We start from the raw sequence: 14,115 nt of genomic DNA, 5'->3' as shown, positions 1-14,115 counted from the left end.
CGGTGGCGGGGACGATACTGGTTGACCGGACTCAGTCATCCAGGTCGTAGTCTTCGAGCAGCACGGCGCCATCGGCATCGCGGCGCACGCGCGTCAGCCCGGGGTGCTCGCTTTCCAGACGCAACAACTCGCGGTGCTGGCGCTCGAGGGTGTCCCGCTGGCCGCGAACCTGTTCCAGCAGGCGGTGGTTCTCGTCGCGCAGCAGGAAAAGGTCGACGGCGGCCTGCAGGGCGCTTTCGATGTCGTAGTTCTCCCAGGGTTTGGGGAGGAAGCGATAGACCTCGGCACGGTTGATCGCCTGCATCAGCGTGGTGCGGTCGCCATGGGCGCTGAGTAGCATGCGTAGGGCATCGGGCTGGCGCTGGCGGGCGAACTGCAGGTAGGTCAGTCCGTCCAGTTGCGGCATGTTGAGGTCGCAGATGATGGCAGCGTACTGGTGTTCGGCCAGCGCCGACAATGCGGTTTCGGGATTGTCGAAAGCGTGCAGGACCCAGCCCTGCGGTCGCAACAGGCGTTGCAGGGCGCTGAGGATATGCGGTTCGTCGTCCACCAGCTGGATCTTGATCATCGTGGCTGCTCCTTTGCCAGGGTCCCGTCTGCTTCCGGCAGGCGGACGTGAAGGGTGTAGCGCGTGCCTTCGCTGGACTCGAAGGCGATGAGCTTGTCGATCAGGGCGCGGCTGAGCTGTTTGCCCGCATTGAGCAGCAGCATGCCGCTGTCGGCCTGGAGGTTGCGGGCCAGCACCATGCCGGGTTCCAGGCGGCGCGTGTCGACCGCGAGGATGCTGGGATCGGCCTCCAGCAGGTCCGGCGCATGAAGGGTGCAGAAGTCGAGGAACTGCCGGCAGAGCGTCGGGTCGTAGAGGCGTCCGGCGTAACGGGCGAGTAGTTGCAGGGCTTCCGGCCGGGGCAACGGGCGCTGCAGTACCAGTCCGCACTGCAGTTCGACGAAATCCACCGCCAGCTTGAGCAGGCGGGCACCGTAGGGAATCTCTTCGCCGTGCAGTTGATCGGGGAAGCCGGTGCCGTTCCAGCGCTCCTGATGGTGGCGGATCAGCCGACCGGCGTCGTGCAGTGGCTCCAGCGCCATGATCAGGCTTTCGCCCAGCTGCGGGTAGCGGCAGTAGCGCTCCCGCTCTTCGCGGTGCAGCAGGTCGCTGGGCCGGTTGAGCAGGTGGTCGTCCCAGGTCAGCTTGCCGAGGTTGTAGAGGGCGGCGGCCATGGCCAGGTCACGGGTGTCCGCCTCCGGTAGCTGAAGCTCGTTGGCGAAGGCGCGCACCAGGGCGATGACCTGGGCGTTGCATTGCTTGTCGCCGGGCAGGCGCTGGGTGAGCAGCGAGGAGAAGACTTCCGTGGCGGTCACGTAGCTGTGCCGCAGTTCGTCGTAGGCCAGGTCGAGCATGTCGGCGGTCTGCTGCAACTCGGCAGTACGGTCGCGGACCCGCTGTTCCAGGCTGGCGTTGAGCTCCTGCAGGCGCTGGTTCTGTTCCAGGGTGAGGCTTTCCAGGCGCTGGTGCTCGCGTTCGGCGTGCTGGTGGGCGAGGGCCTGGCGCAGGGTGAAACGCAGCTCGTCGTCATTCCAGGGCTTGCCGAGGTAGCGGTAGATCTGCCCCTGGTTGATGGCGCGGATGCTGGTGTCCAGATCGGTGGCGCCGGTGAGCATCAGCCGCAGCGTGCCCGGCCAGCGCTTCTGTACTTCTGCAAGCAGGGCCGGCCCATCGAGTCCGGGCATGCGGGCATCGGAAACCACCAGGTCGACTTCGTTCGCCGCCAGCAGGCCGAGGGCCTCCATACCGCCGTTGGCGGTGAGCAGCTCGTAGGGTTCGCCTCGCAGGACGCGTCGCAGGGCGCTGAGGATGTGTTCCTCGTCGTCCACCAACAGCAGGGTGGGGCGGCGCTGGGCTTCACTCATGCCTGCACCCCACCGGGTTGGGGTTGCTGCCGGGGCAGCCAGACGCGGAAGCGCGTGCCGTGGCAGGGCTGGCTCACCACTTCGATGCGGCCGCTGTGTTTCTGCACGATGTTGTAGGAAAGCGCGAGGCCCAGCCCCGTGCCTTTACCCACCGGCTTGGTGGTGAAGAAGGGCTCGTAGATGCGGTTGAGAATGTTCGGGTCGATGCCCTTGCCGTCGTCTTCCACTTCCAGCCAGACCCAGTCGCCCTGCTGGCCGCTGCGCAAGGTGATACGACCGAAGCCCTCGATGGCGTGGGCAGCGTTGATCAGCAGGTTCATCACCACCTGGTTGATCTGCGAAGGAATGCACTCCACCAGCGGCAGTTCGCCATATTCGCGGACCACTTCGGCTTTGTACTTGAGTTCGTTGTTGACCAGGTTGAGGGTGCTGTCGAAGCCCTTGTGCAGGTCGGCGGCGCGGAATGCCTCCTCTTCGATGTGGGAGAAGTCCTTGAGGGCGGTGATGATTTTCTTGACCCGCTCGATGCCGTCCTCGGATTCGTGGATCAGGGCTTCGACATCGTTGCGGATGTAGTCGTATTCCAGGCTGCGCTTGAGCTGCTGGAGCTCTTCCAGACTACCGACGCCGTCCACTGCGTCGACGATGCGCAACAGGTCGTTGACGTAGCCGGTGAGGGTCTTGAGGTTGGAAAACACGTAGCCGATCGGGTTGTTGATCTCGTGGGCCACGCCGGCCGCCAACTGGCCGATGGCGGCGAGCTTCTCTGACTGCAGCAACTGGGCGTTGGCCTTTTCCAGCTTGTGCACCAGTTGCTCCTGTTCCAGCTGCTTGCTGCCCAGGGCATTGAGCGCGGCGGCCAGCTGTTCGTTGGAGCGGGCGAATTCAGTGGTGTCGTAGAGCAACAGGCCCAGGCATCGCTCGCCGCCATAGTCGAAGGGGAACAGCAGGGTGCTCTGCAGGCGCAGCGGCGTGACCTGGCCTTCGGGGCTGTAGGGGAGCTGGATCAGGTAGGGATCTTCGCGCCAATGGGTGTAGGCGTGCAGGCCTTGGTCGCGGGCTCTGGCCACCATCTTGCCGAGGCGCGGCGTTTCCGTTTCCGGGAAGACCGTGGTCAGCGGCTGTCGCAGGGCCTGGGCCAGGACTTTTCCGCTGCGCTGGCTGACGAAGTCGTTCCAGTGAAGGATGCGAAGTTCCCGGTCGAGGATGATGACACCCACCTCGATCTGTTCAACCAGGGCTCCGGCAAGGTCAAAAGGGCTGCTTTCCATGATGTCGCCCGCTTTTTTCGCTGTGGAACGGTTGGCTGGGTTGAATTCTGGCGCTTGTCCGACTTTGTTGTACGAAGTGTATGACAGATTTCAGGCGTCTGAATCCTGTCAGTGATTGCGCCTTGATGGCGCCAGGGAATCCTTTCAACTGGAAAGCAAGGTTAGACCATGGGGCTGGAGCCAAGGGCTGAGGCACAGGTTCGCTACGAATTCGGTTTTCCCGACGGCCGCCTGTGGGTGCATGAGGTGGACCTGGCGGGTCAGGGCGCCAGCTCGGACGAGCTGCCGGACTGGGCCCGTCTGGGCTTCCGGCAGTGCAGCCATTGCCCGCTGAGCGTCACGGAGGTGCATCACTGCCCCTTCGCGCGGGCGCTGGCGCGGCCGGTCGCGGTGCTGGCGCATTCACCGTCCTACGAGGAAGTGCGAGTGGCCGTGTTCTGGCGGGGACGGGAAATTCGCCAGCAGACCACCTTGCAACGTGCGCTCGGCTCGCTGCTCGGGCTACTCGGAGCGACCAGCGGTTGCCCACACACGCGAATGCTGCGGGCGATGGCCTGGTTCCACTGGCCGTTCAGCAATTCGGCGGAGACGCTTTATCGCGCCCTGGGCACCTATTTGCTGGGGCAGCACCTGCGCCGGCAGCGTGGCCTGGAACCGGACTGGGACATGGACGGTTTGCGCGAGCAGTACCGCAACCTGCGCCTGGTCAACCTGGGAATGGCTGGCCGCCTGCGCGCCGCTGCCGAGGAGGATTCCAGTCTCAACGGCTTGATCCTGCTGGACCTGCTTGCAGCCGACACCCTGTATTCGCTGGATAGCTACGAAGGGGAGCTGGACGGGTTCTTCGCGGAGTATTTCGAGGAGGGGTGAAGCGCTCGCCGGGTAGGGCTGATCGGATCTTTGTGGGGGCGAATTCATTCGCTGACCGGACCGTAGGTTCGGCTTGGGGCCTCATGGGACCGCTGCGCGGCCCTTCGCGAATGAATTCGCCCCCACAGAAGGCGATGCAGGTTCGTCAGCCGTTGAAGCCCAGGCGCTCCTTCCAGCGCGTTTCCAGGGCCTTGGTCTCGTGGTCGAGCGGGTGGAATCCGGGACGGTAGTAATCCAGGTAAGGCTTGATCATCTTCGGGAAGTAGCCGTTGCGCGGGCCCAGGAGGGTCTTCAGGCCACGGGCCCAGCTGCGCCAGTTGAACAGTTGGCCATCCTTGCGCATCAGGTGGACCTGGAAGGTCATGATCACGCCGAAGAACAGGAAGGTGGTCAGTGCCATGGTGATGGTACGGATCAGGTAGCCGCCGCCGATCGCGTTGTAGGCGTCGTAGCAGACGGCCTTGTGTTCGTTTTCCTCGATGGCGTGCCACATCCACAGCTTGTACATCTTCGGGTCGTCCATCTGGGTGTTGATGTCCTCCCGGCGCAGCAGTTGTTCGGCCATGGTGGCGGTGAAGTGTTCCAGGGCACAGGTGGCGGCCAGGCGCTGCTTCCGGGTGGTGATGCGGGTGACCCACTCCAGCAGCACCTTGATGCGCAGTTCCAGGCGCTCCAGGTCGATGCCGTGCTCGGCGGCGTAGTCGTTGTAGGTCGCGTGCTCCTTGGAGTGCATGGCTTCCTGGCCGATGAATGCGCTGATGTCCTTCTGTAGCTGCGGGTCGCTGACCTGGTCACGTACGGCGCGCACGCTGTCGACGAAGAACTTCTCGCCGTATGGGAAGAGCGAGGAGAGGTTGTTCATGAAGTGCGTCATGAAGGGATCGCCACTCCACCAGTACTTCTGGGTCGACGCGAAGCTGAAGTCCATGCGGCGAACAGGGAAGTTGGCCTTGGGCAGGGGAGCACTGGCGCTAGCTGTCATGCGGGAATCCTCTCGGGCTCGGCGAGCCGTCCATTTGTTGTTATCGGTGGGCACGGCAACCGTGCCATCAGTCGATGTAACTATTGAGGATCGAGAGAGCAGGCGCGAGGGCCTGGGCGCCAACTTTCGGCGGGTGATTGCGGCGGGGAGTGGGGCGAGGAGTAACGCCAGCCGGAAGCGATGTAACCCGCGACGGCTGGCTGTGCTTCGGTTGGGGCCCGGCGGCGCGGGCCCCTATGCCCGGTCAACGCTCGTCGAGGGCGAAGGCGGTGAGAGCGAAGGTAGGGATGCCGGCGTCGGCGAGGCGCTCGGAGCCGCCCAGTTCGGGCAGGTCGATGATGGCGGCGGCCTCGAACACGCTGGCGCCCATGCGCCGTACCAGACGGGTAGCGGCCAGCAGGGTACCGCCGGTGGCGATCAGGTCATCGAAGATCAGCACCTTGTCGCCCTCGCACAGGCTGTCGCTGTGCACTTCGAGGAAGGCTTCGCCGTATTCGGTCTGGTAGGGCTCGGAAAGCACGTCGGCCGGGAGCTTGCCCTGCTTGCGGAAGAGCACCAGGGGCTTGTTGAGTTCGTAGGCGATGATCGAGCCGATTAGGAAGCCGCGGGCGTCCATCGCACCGATGTGGCTGAAGTCGGCTTCGACGTAGCGCTGAATGAAGCTGTCGGCCACCAGGCGCAGGGCTCGGGGGGACTGGAACAGCGGGGTGATGTCGCGGAACACGACGCCGGGCTTGGGGAAGTCCGGAACTGGGCGGATCAGGGTCTTGATGGAAAAGTCGTCGAAGATCATCGTCGATGCCTGAGGGAAAGGGCGGGTGGAACGGGCGGGCCCAACCGGATGGCGGGCCCGCAAGGATCAGCTTTCGATGGTCCCGCCAGCCATGGCGCAGAGTTCGATCGGGTCGAGGATATGCACTTCCTTGCCCTCGGCGGAGATCAGGTTCGCCTGCTGGAAACGGGTGAATACGCGGGAAACGGTTTCCACCGCCAGCCCCAGGTAGTTGCCGATTTCGTTGCGCGACATGGCCAGGCGGAACTGGTTGGCGGAGAAACCGCGGGCGCGGAAGCGGGCCGAGAGGTTGACCAGGAAGGTGGCAATGCGTTCGTCGGCGGTTTTCTTGGAGAGCAGCAGCATCATCTGCTGGTCGTCGCGGATTTCCCGGCTCATCACACGCATCAACTGGCGGCGCAGTTGAGGCAACTGGACCGAGAGTTCATCGAGGCGCTCGAACGGAATTTCGCACACCGAGGTGGTTTCCAGTGCCTGGGCGGAAACCGGGTAGAGCTCCGTGTCCATGCCGGACAGGCCGACCAGCTCGCTGGGCAGGTGGAAACCGGTGATCTGTTCTTCGCCGGTATCGGTCACGGTAAAGGTCTTGAGTGCACCGGAGCGCACGGCGAAGACCGAGCCGAAGGCATCGCCTTGGCGGAACAGGAGCTCGCCTTTCTTCAGGGGACGGCCGCGCTTGACGATTTCGTCCAGCGAATCCATGTCCTCCATGTTGAGCGACAGCGGCAGGCAGAGTGCGGCCAGGCTGCAATCCTTGCAGTGGGCCTGGGGAAGGTTGCGCACCTTGATGATTTCGGACATGAGCTATTCCTTGCAGAGCAAACACACATAGCCCGTAAGGTTAACGCAGGGTGCGGACAACGGCCAGAAAAGCCTGGCTGACTCGCCGTTCAAGATTGCTCGACGGCCGCCGATAACAGGGCTGAGTTTCGGGCAAGGAGTGGCCTTATGTTGCGCTTGGAGACCAATAGCCCCCTGTATCGAGTGGATGAGGCAGTGCGGCGACGGGTCGCACGTGAGGAGGACGCCCCGGTAGACCTCGATGCCGTGCGTCAGGGAATCCGTGTCAGCCTTTCCGAACTGGGCAAGGCGCGTGCTGCCCAGAAGAACGACGACATCGATCAGAGCAATCTCCCCGATGGCATCAAGGAGTTGTTGAAGCTGATCCGCGCGCTCAAGGCCCAGATCGCCGAGCGGCAGGCAGAACTGCAGGCGATCGCGGCTGATCAGAGCCTGGACGAGGAGAACCGCTTGCAGCGCCTTGAAGCGCTGCGCGGCGAACTGGCTTCCCTGCAAGGCGCGTTGAGCAGCGCCAACCTCAATCTGGCCAAGGCGACTCGCGATGCCGGCCTCAGCGATGAGCAATCGCTGGAGGTCGGCAAGTTGCTGAACGCCTGACCTCTCAAATCACCCGTGAGAAACGCTGCTGGTTGTGATCGGCCAGATAAAGGTCGAAGAGCATGCAGAGGGAGCGAACCAGCAGGCGGCCCGCCGGCAGTACGTCGATACGGCTATCGCTGAGCTCGATCAAGCGATCCTGGTGCATTTGCTGAAGTTGTTGCCAGATTTCTGCGAAATAGCCGCGAAATTCAATATTGAAGCGGGCTTCGATGCTGGCGAAATCCAGCTCGAAATCGCAAATCAGCTGCTGGATCACTGCTCGCCGGATTCGGTCGTCTTCGTCGCACAGTAAGCCGCGATTGGTGGCGAGCAGGTTCCGCTCGAGCGCCTCCTGATACTCGTTGAGTTGCACCGTGTTCTGGCAATAGAGGTCGCCAATCTGGCTGATGGCGGAAACGCCAAGACCAATCAGATCGCAGTGGCCATGGGTGGTGTAGCCCTGGAAATTGCGTTGCAGGCGGCCGTCTTCCTGGGCGATGGCCAGTTCATCGTCGGGCAGGGCGAAGTGGTCCATGCCGATGTAGCGATAGCCGGCGACGCTCAGTTGTTCGGTGCTGCGCTGCAGCATTTCCAGTTTCTGTACGGGGCTTGGCAGGTCTTCGCTGCGGATGCGCCGTTGCGGCATGAAACGATCCGGCAGGTGGGCGTAGTTGAATACCGAGAGCCGATCCGGTTGCAGGGCGATCACTTCGTTCACGGTGCGGGCGAAGCTCTCTGGCGTCTGCTTCGGCAGGCCATAGATCAGGTCGATATTCAGCGAACGGTACTGCAGGGTGCGCGCGGCCTCGACTATCGCACGGGTCTCTTCAAGGCTTTGCAGGCGGTTGACGGCGCGTTGCACGGCGGGGTCGAGGTCCTGCACGCCGAGGCTGACGCGATTGAAGCCCAGTTCGCGGAGCAGGCCCATGGTGGACCAGTCGGCTTCGCGTGGGTCGATCTCGATGCCGTAGTCGCCGGAGTCGTCATCCAGCAGGTTGAAGTGCTTGCGCAGATGGCCCATGAGCCGACGCAGTTCGTCATGGCTCAGGAAGGTGGGAGTGCCGCCGCCAAAGTGCAGTTGCTCGACCTTCTGTTGCGGGTCGAGGTGGCACGCGATGAGTTCAATTTCCCGCTCCAGGCGCTCGAGATAAGGCAGGGCGCGGCCGCGGTCCTTGGTGATGACCTTGTTGCAGGCGCAGTAGTAGCAGATGTTCGCGCAGAACGGCACGTGCACGTAAAGCGACAGGGGGCGACGAGCCTTGCGGCTGTCGCGCAGGGCGTGGAGAAGGTCGAAGGAACCCACTTTGTGGTTGAACTGAACGGCAGTGGGGTAGGAGGTGTAGCGGGGCCCTGGTGTGTCGTAGCGGCGGATCAGGCCCGCGTCCCAGCGAATATTGTCGAGCATGCGGGAGTCCCCGGTTCGGCTGTCTGTGCCAGGGAGTCTATGGGGCCACCATCAGGGTCATCTTGATTTGTATCAAACCGTTTAAGGGCTGTGGGTGCCGTGCTGGTGCTCGCTGCTGGCGGCGCTGCTGCCATGGCCACCATGGCCCATCAGCCAGGCCTGGTGTGGCCCGGGCAGGGTCCAGAGGCCAAACAGAATCACCAGCAGCCCGCCAGCGACGCGGACGCCGCGCTGGCGCAGCAGCGCGGTCAGGCGTTCGGCAGCGAGGCCCGTGGCAATCAGCACGGGCAGGGTACCGAGGCCGAAGGCCAGCATCAGCAGGGCACTATCCGCCGCCGATCCCTGGCTGGCGGACCAGAGCAGGGTGCTGTAGACCAGGCCGCAGGGTAGCCAGCCCCAGAGCCCGCCCAGCAACAAGGCGCGAGGCAGGCTGGATACCGGCAGCAGCTTGCGTGCTACCGGCTGGATATGGCGCCAGAGCCCTCGTCCCAGGGCCTCGATATGCGTCAGGCCGCTCCACCAGCCCGCCAGGTAGAGCCCCATGCAAACCAGGAGCAACGCGGCCACGATCCGCAGGGCCATGGCTGCCGGGCTGCTGGCAACCGCCCACCCGGCCAGGCCGATGAGCAAGCCGGCAAAGGTGTAACTGACGATGCGTCCAAGGTTGTAGGCCAGCAGCAGGCGCAAGCGACGGGCGCGTTGTTCAGGCGGAATGGCGAGTGTGAGGGCGCCCATCAGGCCGCCGCACATGCCGAGGCAATGACCGCCACCCAGCAGGCCGAGGATAAGTGCGGAGAGCAACAGGGGAGCGAGTTCAGCCACGGGGCTTTTCCTGCTCGTCCTTTTTGTCTTTCTCCGTGCCCTCGGCTTCGGCTATGCCGGCCTGGTGCTTGGGGTCCTCGTCATCGAAGAGGATGCTGTGGGCCGGGCCGTCGAGGTCGTCGTACTGGCCGCTGTCCACTGCCCAGAAGAACAGCCAGATGGCGAAACCGACCAGGCCGATGGCGACCGGGATCAGTATGTATAGCGCTGGCATCAGGGACTCCGATTGAATAGTCGTGGGTCAGGTGCGGGCCAGGCGCAGGGCGTTTACCACCACCAGCAGCGAGCTGACCGACATGCCGAAGGCCGCCCAGAGGGGAGTGATCCAGCCGAGGGCGGCGAAGGGCAGCACCAGGCCATTGTACAAGGTCGCCCAGGCCAGGTTCTCGACGATGATGCGGCGCGTCCGACGAGCCAGGGCGAATGCCTGCACCAGGCTGTCGAGCCGGTTGGAAAGCAGCACGGCGTCCGCGCTGGTCTTGGCCAGGTCGGTAGCGCTGCCCATGGCGACGCTGATGTCGGCTCCGGCCAGGACTGGCACGTCGTTGACCCCGTCACCCAGCATCAGCACCTTGTGGCCCTGCTGATGGAGTTGACGCAGGACTTCCAGCTTGGCATCTGGCGTCAGGCCGCCACGGGCATCGTCGATGCCCAGCTGCTGGGCGATGCCGCTCACCATGGGCGAGCTGTCGCCGGACAGCAGGAGGATCTTCCAGCCGCGTGCGCGGCAGGCATCCAGCAGGGCGGGGGCATCGTCCCGCAGACGGTCGTCGAGGACGAACCAGGCCAGGAGCCCCTGTTCATCTCCCAACAGTAGCCACTGACCCTGGTCGCCGGGGATATCGGGTGCCGTCATGCCGCAGAGCTCGGCGACGAAGCTGGGTTGGCCAATACGTAGGCGTCGTTCGCCAACACGACCCTCCAGCCCACGACCGGGCACACTTTCCACCAGATCGGCTGCTTGCGGTGCTCGGCCAAAGGCACGGGCGATGGGGTGTTCCGAACGGTTCTCGAGGGCCGCGGCCAGGCCCAGGCAGGTATCGCGATCCAGCGCCCCGAGCGGGTGGATGGCGCTCAGGGTCAAGCGGCCCTCGGTCAGCGTGCCGGTCTTGTCGAAGATCACCGTGTCGATCTGCTTCAGACCTTCCAGCACGTGGCCACGGGTCAGCAGCAGGCCGAGTTTGTGCAAGCTCCCCGTTGCGGTTGTGAGGGCAGTCGGGGTGGCCAGGGCGAGGGCGCAGGGACAGGTGGCCACCAGCAGGGAAAGCACGACCCAGAAGGCGCGATCCGGATCGATCTCCCACCAGGCGATGCCGACGATGGCGGCTGCCGCGAGGATGAAGATCAGGAACCACTGGGCGACTTTGTCGGCTACTTCTGCCAGGCGAGGCTTGTCCGCCTGGGCGCGTTCCAGCAGGCGGACGATGGCCGAGAGGCGGGTATCGTCACCCAGGGCCTGGACCGCGATGGTGAGCGGGCCTTCGACGTTCAGAGTGCCGGCGGTTACGGCGTCGCCTTCGCTGCGTGGATGCGGCAGGTATTCGCCGGTGAGCAGGGATTCGTCGACGCTGGACTGGCCGGACAGGATCTGGCCATCGGCCGGCAGTAGCGAGCCCGGAGGGACCAGGACGTGATCCCCGATCTTCAGTTCGCTAAGGAGGATGCGCTCGCTATGACCTTGCTCGTCCAGGCGGAGGCAGGAGGCTGGCAGCAGGTTGACCAGTTGCGCGGTGGCCGCAGCGGTGCGCTCCCGGGCGCGGCGTTCCAGGTAGCGGCCCGCCAGCAGGAACAGGGCGAACATGCCGACGGCGTCGAAGTACAGCTCGCCAACGCCAGTCACCGTGGACCAGATACCGGCGACGTAGGCACCGCCGATGGCCAGGGAGACGGAAACGTCCATGGTCAGGTGTCGGGTGCGCAGATCGCGCAGGGCGCCGCGGAAGAACTGACCGCAGCAATAGAAGACGATGGGCGTGGTAAGGAACAGGCTGACCCAGCGCAGGATGGTATCCAGCTCGGGCGACAGGTCGATATTGAATTCCGGCCAGGTCGCCATCGCGGCCATCATCACCTGCATCCAGAGCAGGCCGGCGACACCGAGCTGGCGCATGGCGCGACGGTTTTCGCTGGCGAGGCGTTCGGCAGCTTCGTCGGCCTTGTAGGGATGGCCGGCGTAACCGATCTTGCGCAGCTCCTTGAGCAACTGGCTCAGTGGCAGCTGGCTGTCGTACCAGCGCACCTGCAGGCGATGGTTGGACAGGTTGAGGCTGGCCTCGGCAACGCCCCCTAGCGCCTTGAGGTGCTTCTCGATCAGCCAGCCACAGGCGGCGCAGTTGATGCCTTCGATCAGCAGGCAGGTCTCGCTGAGGTCCCCCTGGTGCTGCACGAAAGGTTGTTGCACTTCGGTGCGATCGTAGAGGGCCAGCTCATCGGGTAGCTCGCGGGGCAGGGCGTCGGGATTGGGAGCGGTGTCGCTGCGGTGATGGTAGTAACTCTCCAGACCGCCGGCGACAATGGCTTCGGCCACCGCCTGGCATCCCGGACAGCACATGGCCCGCATCTCTCCCAGCACGCGGGCCTCGAAACGGCTGCCGGCCGGAACCGGCAAACCACAGTGGTAGCAGGGAAGCGGTGCACTCATGCGCTTATTCGCCGAGGCGGATAACGCTGCCCTTGTCGAGGGTTTCTTCCTCGAACAGACGCCAATCCTGCCCCTGCTCCTGGCCGATCAACTCGACGAAGCGACGTCCGCTGACCGGGTCCTGAAGATGGCCACGGTACTGGCCGTCAGCCTGTGGCTGAAGCACGATGCGACGATCCTTCTCCGGCTGGGTAGGGGAGAGCAGGCTCAGTACCAGTTGCTGCGGACGGCTTTTTCCCACGAGCTTCAGTGCGACTTCGCCGCTGCTCTCGTCGAGCTGCAAGCTGGCCTGCATGCCGAGCTGCTTGGCCAGGTTTTCGCGCTCCAGCGAGGTGTTGATGCCCTTGCCGACTTCGTAATAGTTGTCGGAAACCAGGCTCGGCGGATTACGGGTAGCGATCACCAGCATGGTGGTGCCGAGCACCACCGATGTGCCGAGGATGGCGAGGATGAACCACGGCCAGGGCTGCTTGTACCAGGGACTGGGAGTATCGGACTGCATGGGTCTTCCGTTTGCTAGCGGACGCTTGGGCCGATGAAGCGGCTGTCGGCGTCGGTCTTGATGCTGGGGTCGTCCGCGCTATGGACGCGGAAGAGGATCTTGTTGGTGCTGGAAGGCAACTGGTCGGGCTCGATGGACAGTTCCACCGGTACCGAAAGCACTTCGCCGGCGTCGGCGCGGACTTCACGCTTGCCTTCGTAGACCAGGCCGTCGAGGCCTTCGGCGTCGATGACGAAGGTCTGGTCGACCTGGGCCTTGTTCATGATCTTCAGGGTGTAGACGTTCTCGATCCGCCCCTGCTCGTTTTCGCGGAACAGTACGCGGTCCTTGATCACATCCAGTTCAACCAGGGAACGGATGGCTACGGCGTAGGCGAAAAGACCGATCATGGCGACGAGGGCGATAGCGTAACCGATCAGGCGCGGGCGCATCAGATGGGTTTTCTGACCGTTCAGGTTGTGCTCGGTCGTGTAGCTGATCAGCCCTTTCGGGTAGTTCATCTTTTCCATGATGCTGTCGCAGGCGTCGATGCAGGCGGCGCAGCCGATGCACTCGATCTGCAGCCCGTCACGGATATCGATACCGGTGGGGCAGACCTGGACACACATGGTGCAGTCGATGCAGTCACCCAGGCCCTGGGCCTTGTAGTCGAGCCCCTTCTTGCGCGGACCACGGGATTCGCCGCGGCGCGGATCATAGGAGACGATCAGGGTGTCCTTGTCGAACATCACGCTCTGGAAGCGCGCGTAGGGGCACATGTAGATGCACACCTGCTCGCGCAGCCAGCCGGCGTTGCCGTAGGTGGCGAGGGTGAAGAATGCGACCCAGAAGTAGGCCCAGCCGCTGGCAGCGCCGGTGAAGAAGTCGATGACCAGATCGCGGACGGGGGTGAAGTAGCCGACGAAGGTCATGCCGGTGGCGAAGCCGATCAACAGCCAGAGGCCGTGTTTGGCGGATTTGCGCAGGGCTTTCTGGCCGCTCATGGGGGCCTTGTCGAGCTTCATGCGCTGGTTGCGGTCACCCTCGGTGACTTTCTCGCACCACATGAAGATCCAGGTCCAGACGCTCTGTGGGCAGGTGTAGCCGCACCAGACGCGTCCAGCGAATACGGTAATGAAGAACAGGCCGAAGGCGCAGATGATCAGCAGCCAGGAGAGAAGGACGAAATCCTGGGGCCAGAAGGTGGCGCCGAAGATGTAGAACTTCCGCTCGGGGAGGTTCCACCAGACGGCCTGGCGATCGTTCCAGCTGAGCCAGACGGTGCCGAAATAGAGCAGGAAGAGAAAGGCGCCGCCGGTCATTCGCAGGTTGCGAAACAGTCCGGTGAAGGCTCGGGTGTAGATCTTTTCGCGGCTGGCGTACAGGTCGGTGGTTTCACCGCCCTTGGCAGGGGGAGGGGTGACGTTCTTGACGGGAATCTGTTCGCTCATCGTTCTCATACCACGGCGGTTTCAGGTGCTCTGACCAGTGCATTGCCGGTCCGAGTCTCTCTAGTCCGCTATATATGGTACGCCTGATAGCGGCCTGCCATGTGCGAC

General features: G+C 63.8%; 14 protein-coding genes. 2 read left to right on the top strand and 12 right to left on the bottom strand.

What is annotated here, in order from left to right; translation table 11 throughout:
• Window positions 1-31: 31 nt before the first annotated feature.
• The 3 genes from E8E95_RS18370 to E8E95_RS18360 are packed head-to-tail and all read right to left on the bottom strand — an operon-like array spanning window position 32 to window position 3,182.
• Window positions 32-568 carry a response regulator gene (locus E8E95_RS18370; RefSeq protein ID WP_280352543.1) on the bottom strand — a complete coding sequence of 179 codons (537 nt, stop codon included), beginning with the start codon at window positions 566-568 and terminating at the stop codon, window positions 32-34.
• Entirely contained in the window at window positions 565-1,911 is a 1,347-nt protein-coding gene (locus E8E95_RS18365; RefSeq protein WP_280352542.1) for an HD domain-containing phosphohydrolase, read from the bottom strand. Before E8E95_RS18365 ends, E8E95_RS18370 begins: the two co-directional genes overlap by 4 nt.
• Entirely contained in the window at window positions 1,908-3,182 is a 1,275-nt protein-coding gene (locus E8E95_RS18360) for an ATP-binding protein (protein ID WP_280352540.1), read from the bottom strand. Before E8E95_RS18360 ends, E8E95_RS18365 begins: the two co-directional genes overlap by 4 nt.
• 168 nt (window positions 3,183-3,350) lie before the next feature.
• Here E8E95_RS18360 and E8E95_RS18355 point away from each other — a divergent pair, with 168 nt between their 5' ends.
• A complete protein-coding gene (locus E8E95_RS18355; protein WP_280352538.1) occupies window positions 3,351-4,052 on the top strand; it encodes a hypothetical protein in 702 nt (233 codons plus the stop codon).
• 145 nt (window positions 4,053-4,197) lie between these two features.
• On the opposite strand, the gene E8E95_RS18350 is transcribed toward E8E95_RS18355, so the two are convergent.
• The 3 genes from E8E95_RS18350 to fnr all read right to left on the bottom strand — a co-directional run bounded on the left by E8E95_RS18350 (window position 4,198) and on the right by fnr (window position 6,628).
• Complete coding sequence (locus E8E95_RS18350) at window positions 4,198-5,034, bottom strand: metal-dependent hydrolase (protein WP_280352536.1); 837 nt, start codon at window positions 5,032-5,034, stop codon at window positions 4,198-4,200.
• A 244-nt stretch (window positions 5,035-5,278) separates the two neighbouring features.
• Window positions 5,279-5,827: an adenine phosphoribosyltransferase gene (locus tag E8E95_RS18345; protein ID WP_280352534.1), complete on the bottom strand. Its 549-nt coding sequence runs from the start codon at window positions 5,825-5,827 to the stop codon at window positions 5,279-5,281.
• Between the two features lie 66 nt (window positions 5,828-5,893).
• Window positions 5,894-6,628 carry a fumarate/nitrate reduction transcriptional regulator Fnr gene (gene fnr / locus E8E95_RS18340; RefSeq protein WP_077523547.1) on the bottom strand — a complete coding sequence of 245 codons (735 nt, stop codon included), beginning with the start codon at window positions 6,626-6,628 and terminating at the stop codon, window positions 5,894-5,896.
• Between the two features lie 147 nt (window positions 6,629-6,775).
• Here fnr and E8E95_RS18335 point away from each other — a divergent pair, with 147 nt between their 5' ends.
• Complete coding sequence (locus tag E8E95_RS18335; protein WP_280352531.1) at window positions 6,776-7,225, top strand: hypothetical protein; 450 nt, start codon at window positions 6,776-6,778, stop codon at window positions 7,223-7,225.
• 4 nt (window positions 7,226-7,229) lie between these two features.
• On the opposite strand, the gene hemN is transcribed toward E8E95_RS18335, so the two are convergent.
• From hemN to ccoG, 6 genes are all read right to left on the bottom strand, one after another.
• Entirely contained in the window at window positions 7,230-8,612 is a 1,383-nt protein-coding gene (hemN, locus tag E8E95_RS18330; RefSeq protein WP_280352529.1) for an oxygen-independent coproporphyrinogen III oxidase, read from the bottom strand.
• 81 nt (window positions 8,613-8,693) lie between these two features.
• Window positions 8,694-9,434: a sulfite exporter TauE/SafE family protein gene (locus E8E95_RS18325; RefSeq protein WP_280352528.1), complete on the bottom strand. Its 741-nt coding sequence runs from the start codon at window positions 9,432-9,434 to the stop codon at window positions 8,694-8,696.
• On the bottom strand, window positions 9,427-9,648 hold the full coding sequence (gene ccoS / locus E8E95_RS18320; protein WP_280352526.1) for a cbb3-type cytochrome oxidase assembly protein CcoS: 222 nt from the start codon (window positions 9,646-9,648) through the stop codon (window positions 9,427-9,429). Before ccoS ends, E8E95_RS18325 begins: the two co-directional genes overlap by 8 nt.
• A 27-nt stretch (window positions 9,649-9,675) precedes the next feature.
• Entirely contained in the window at window positions 9,676-12,075 is a 2,400-nt protein-coding gene (locus tag E8E95_RS18315) for a heavy metal translocating P-type ATPase (RefSeq protein WP_280352524.1), read from the bottom strand.
• A gap of 4 nt (window positions 12,076-12,079) precedes the next feature.
• The gene (locus E8E95_RS18310) at window positions 12,080-12,577 is read right to left on the bottom strand and encodes a FixH family protein (RefSeq protein WP_280352522.1); all 498 of its coding nucleotides are present in this window, start codon (window positions 12,575-12,577) and stop codon (window positions 12,080-12,082) included.
• A gap of 14 nt (window positions 12,578-12,591) precedes the next feature.
• Complete coding sequence (ccoG, locus tag E8E95_RS18305; RefSeq protein WP_280352520.1) at window positions 12,592-14,007, bottom strand: cytochrome c oxidase accessory protein CcoG; 1,416 nt, start codon at window positions 14,005-14,007, stop codon at window positions 12,592-12,594.
• Between the last annotated feature and the right edge of the window lie 108 nt (window positions 14,008-14,115).

This window comes from Pseudomonas sp. BN414, assembly GCF_029871275.1.
GTDB classification, from domain to species: Bacteria; Pseudomonadota; Gammaproteobacteria; order Pseudomonadales; family Pseudomonadaceae; genus Metapseudomonas; species Metapseudomonas resinovorans_C.
This window is presented reverse-complemented; position numbering and strand designations above follow the sequence as displayed.

Excerpts from the sequence above, each read along its gene's own strand:
- ccoG (WP_280352520.1), bottom strand. The coding sequence starts at position 14,007 with ATGAGCGAACAGATTCCCGTCAAGAACGTCACCCCTCCCCCTGCCAAG.
- E8E95_RS18360 (WP_280352540.1), bottom strand. The coding sequence starts at position 3,182 with ATGGAAAGCAGCCCTTTTGACCTTGCCGGAGCCCTGGTTGAACAGATC.
- ccoS (WP_280352526.1), bottom strand. The coding sequence starts at position 9,648 with ATGCCAGCGCTATACATACTGATCCCGGTCGCCATCGGCCTGGTCGGT.
- E8E95_RS18315 (WP_280352524.1), bottom strand. The coding sequence starts at position 12,075 with ATGAGTGCACCGCTTCCCTGCTACCACTGTGGTTTGCCGGTTCCGGCC.
- E8E95_RS18350 (WP_280352536.1), bottom strand. The coding sequence starts at position 5,034 with ATGACAGCTAGCGCCAGTGCTCCCCTGCCCAAGGCCAACTTCCCTGTT.
- hemN (WP_280352529.1), bottom strand. The coding sequence starts at position 8,612 with ATGCTCGACAATATTCGCTGGGACGCGGGCCTGATCCGCCGCTACGAC.
- E8E95_RS18355 (WP_280352538.1), top strand. The coding sequence starts at position 3,351 with ATGGGGCTGGAGCCAAGGGCTGAGGCACAGGTTCGCTACGAATTCGGT.
- E8E95_RS18335 (WP_280352531.1), top strand. The coding sequence starts at position 6,776 with ATGTTGCGCTTGGAGACCAATAGCCCCCTGTATCGAGTGGATGAGGCA.
- fnr (WP_077523547.1), bottom strand. The coding sequence starts at position 6,628 with ATGTCCGAAATCATCAAGGTGCGCAACCTTCCCCAGGCCCACTGCAAG.
- E8E95_RS18365 (WP_280352542.1), bottom strand. The coding sequence starts at position 1,911 with ATGAGTGAAGCCCAGCGCCGCCCCACCCTGCTGTTGGTGGACGACGAG.
- E8E95_RS18345 (WP_280352534.1), bottom strand. The coding sequence starts at position 5,827 with ATGATCTTCGACGACTTTTCCATCAAGACCCTGATCCGCCCAGTTCCG.
- E8E95_RS18310 (WP_280352522.1), bottom strand. The coding sequence starts at position 12,577 with ATGCAGTCCGATACTCCCAGTCCCTGGTACAAGCAGCCCTGGCCGTGG.
- E8E95_RS18370 (WP_280352543.1), bottom strand. The coding sequence starts at position 568 with ATGATCAAGATCCAGCTGGTGGACGACGAACCGCATATCCTCAGCGCC.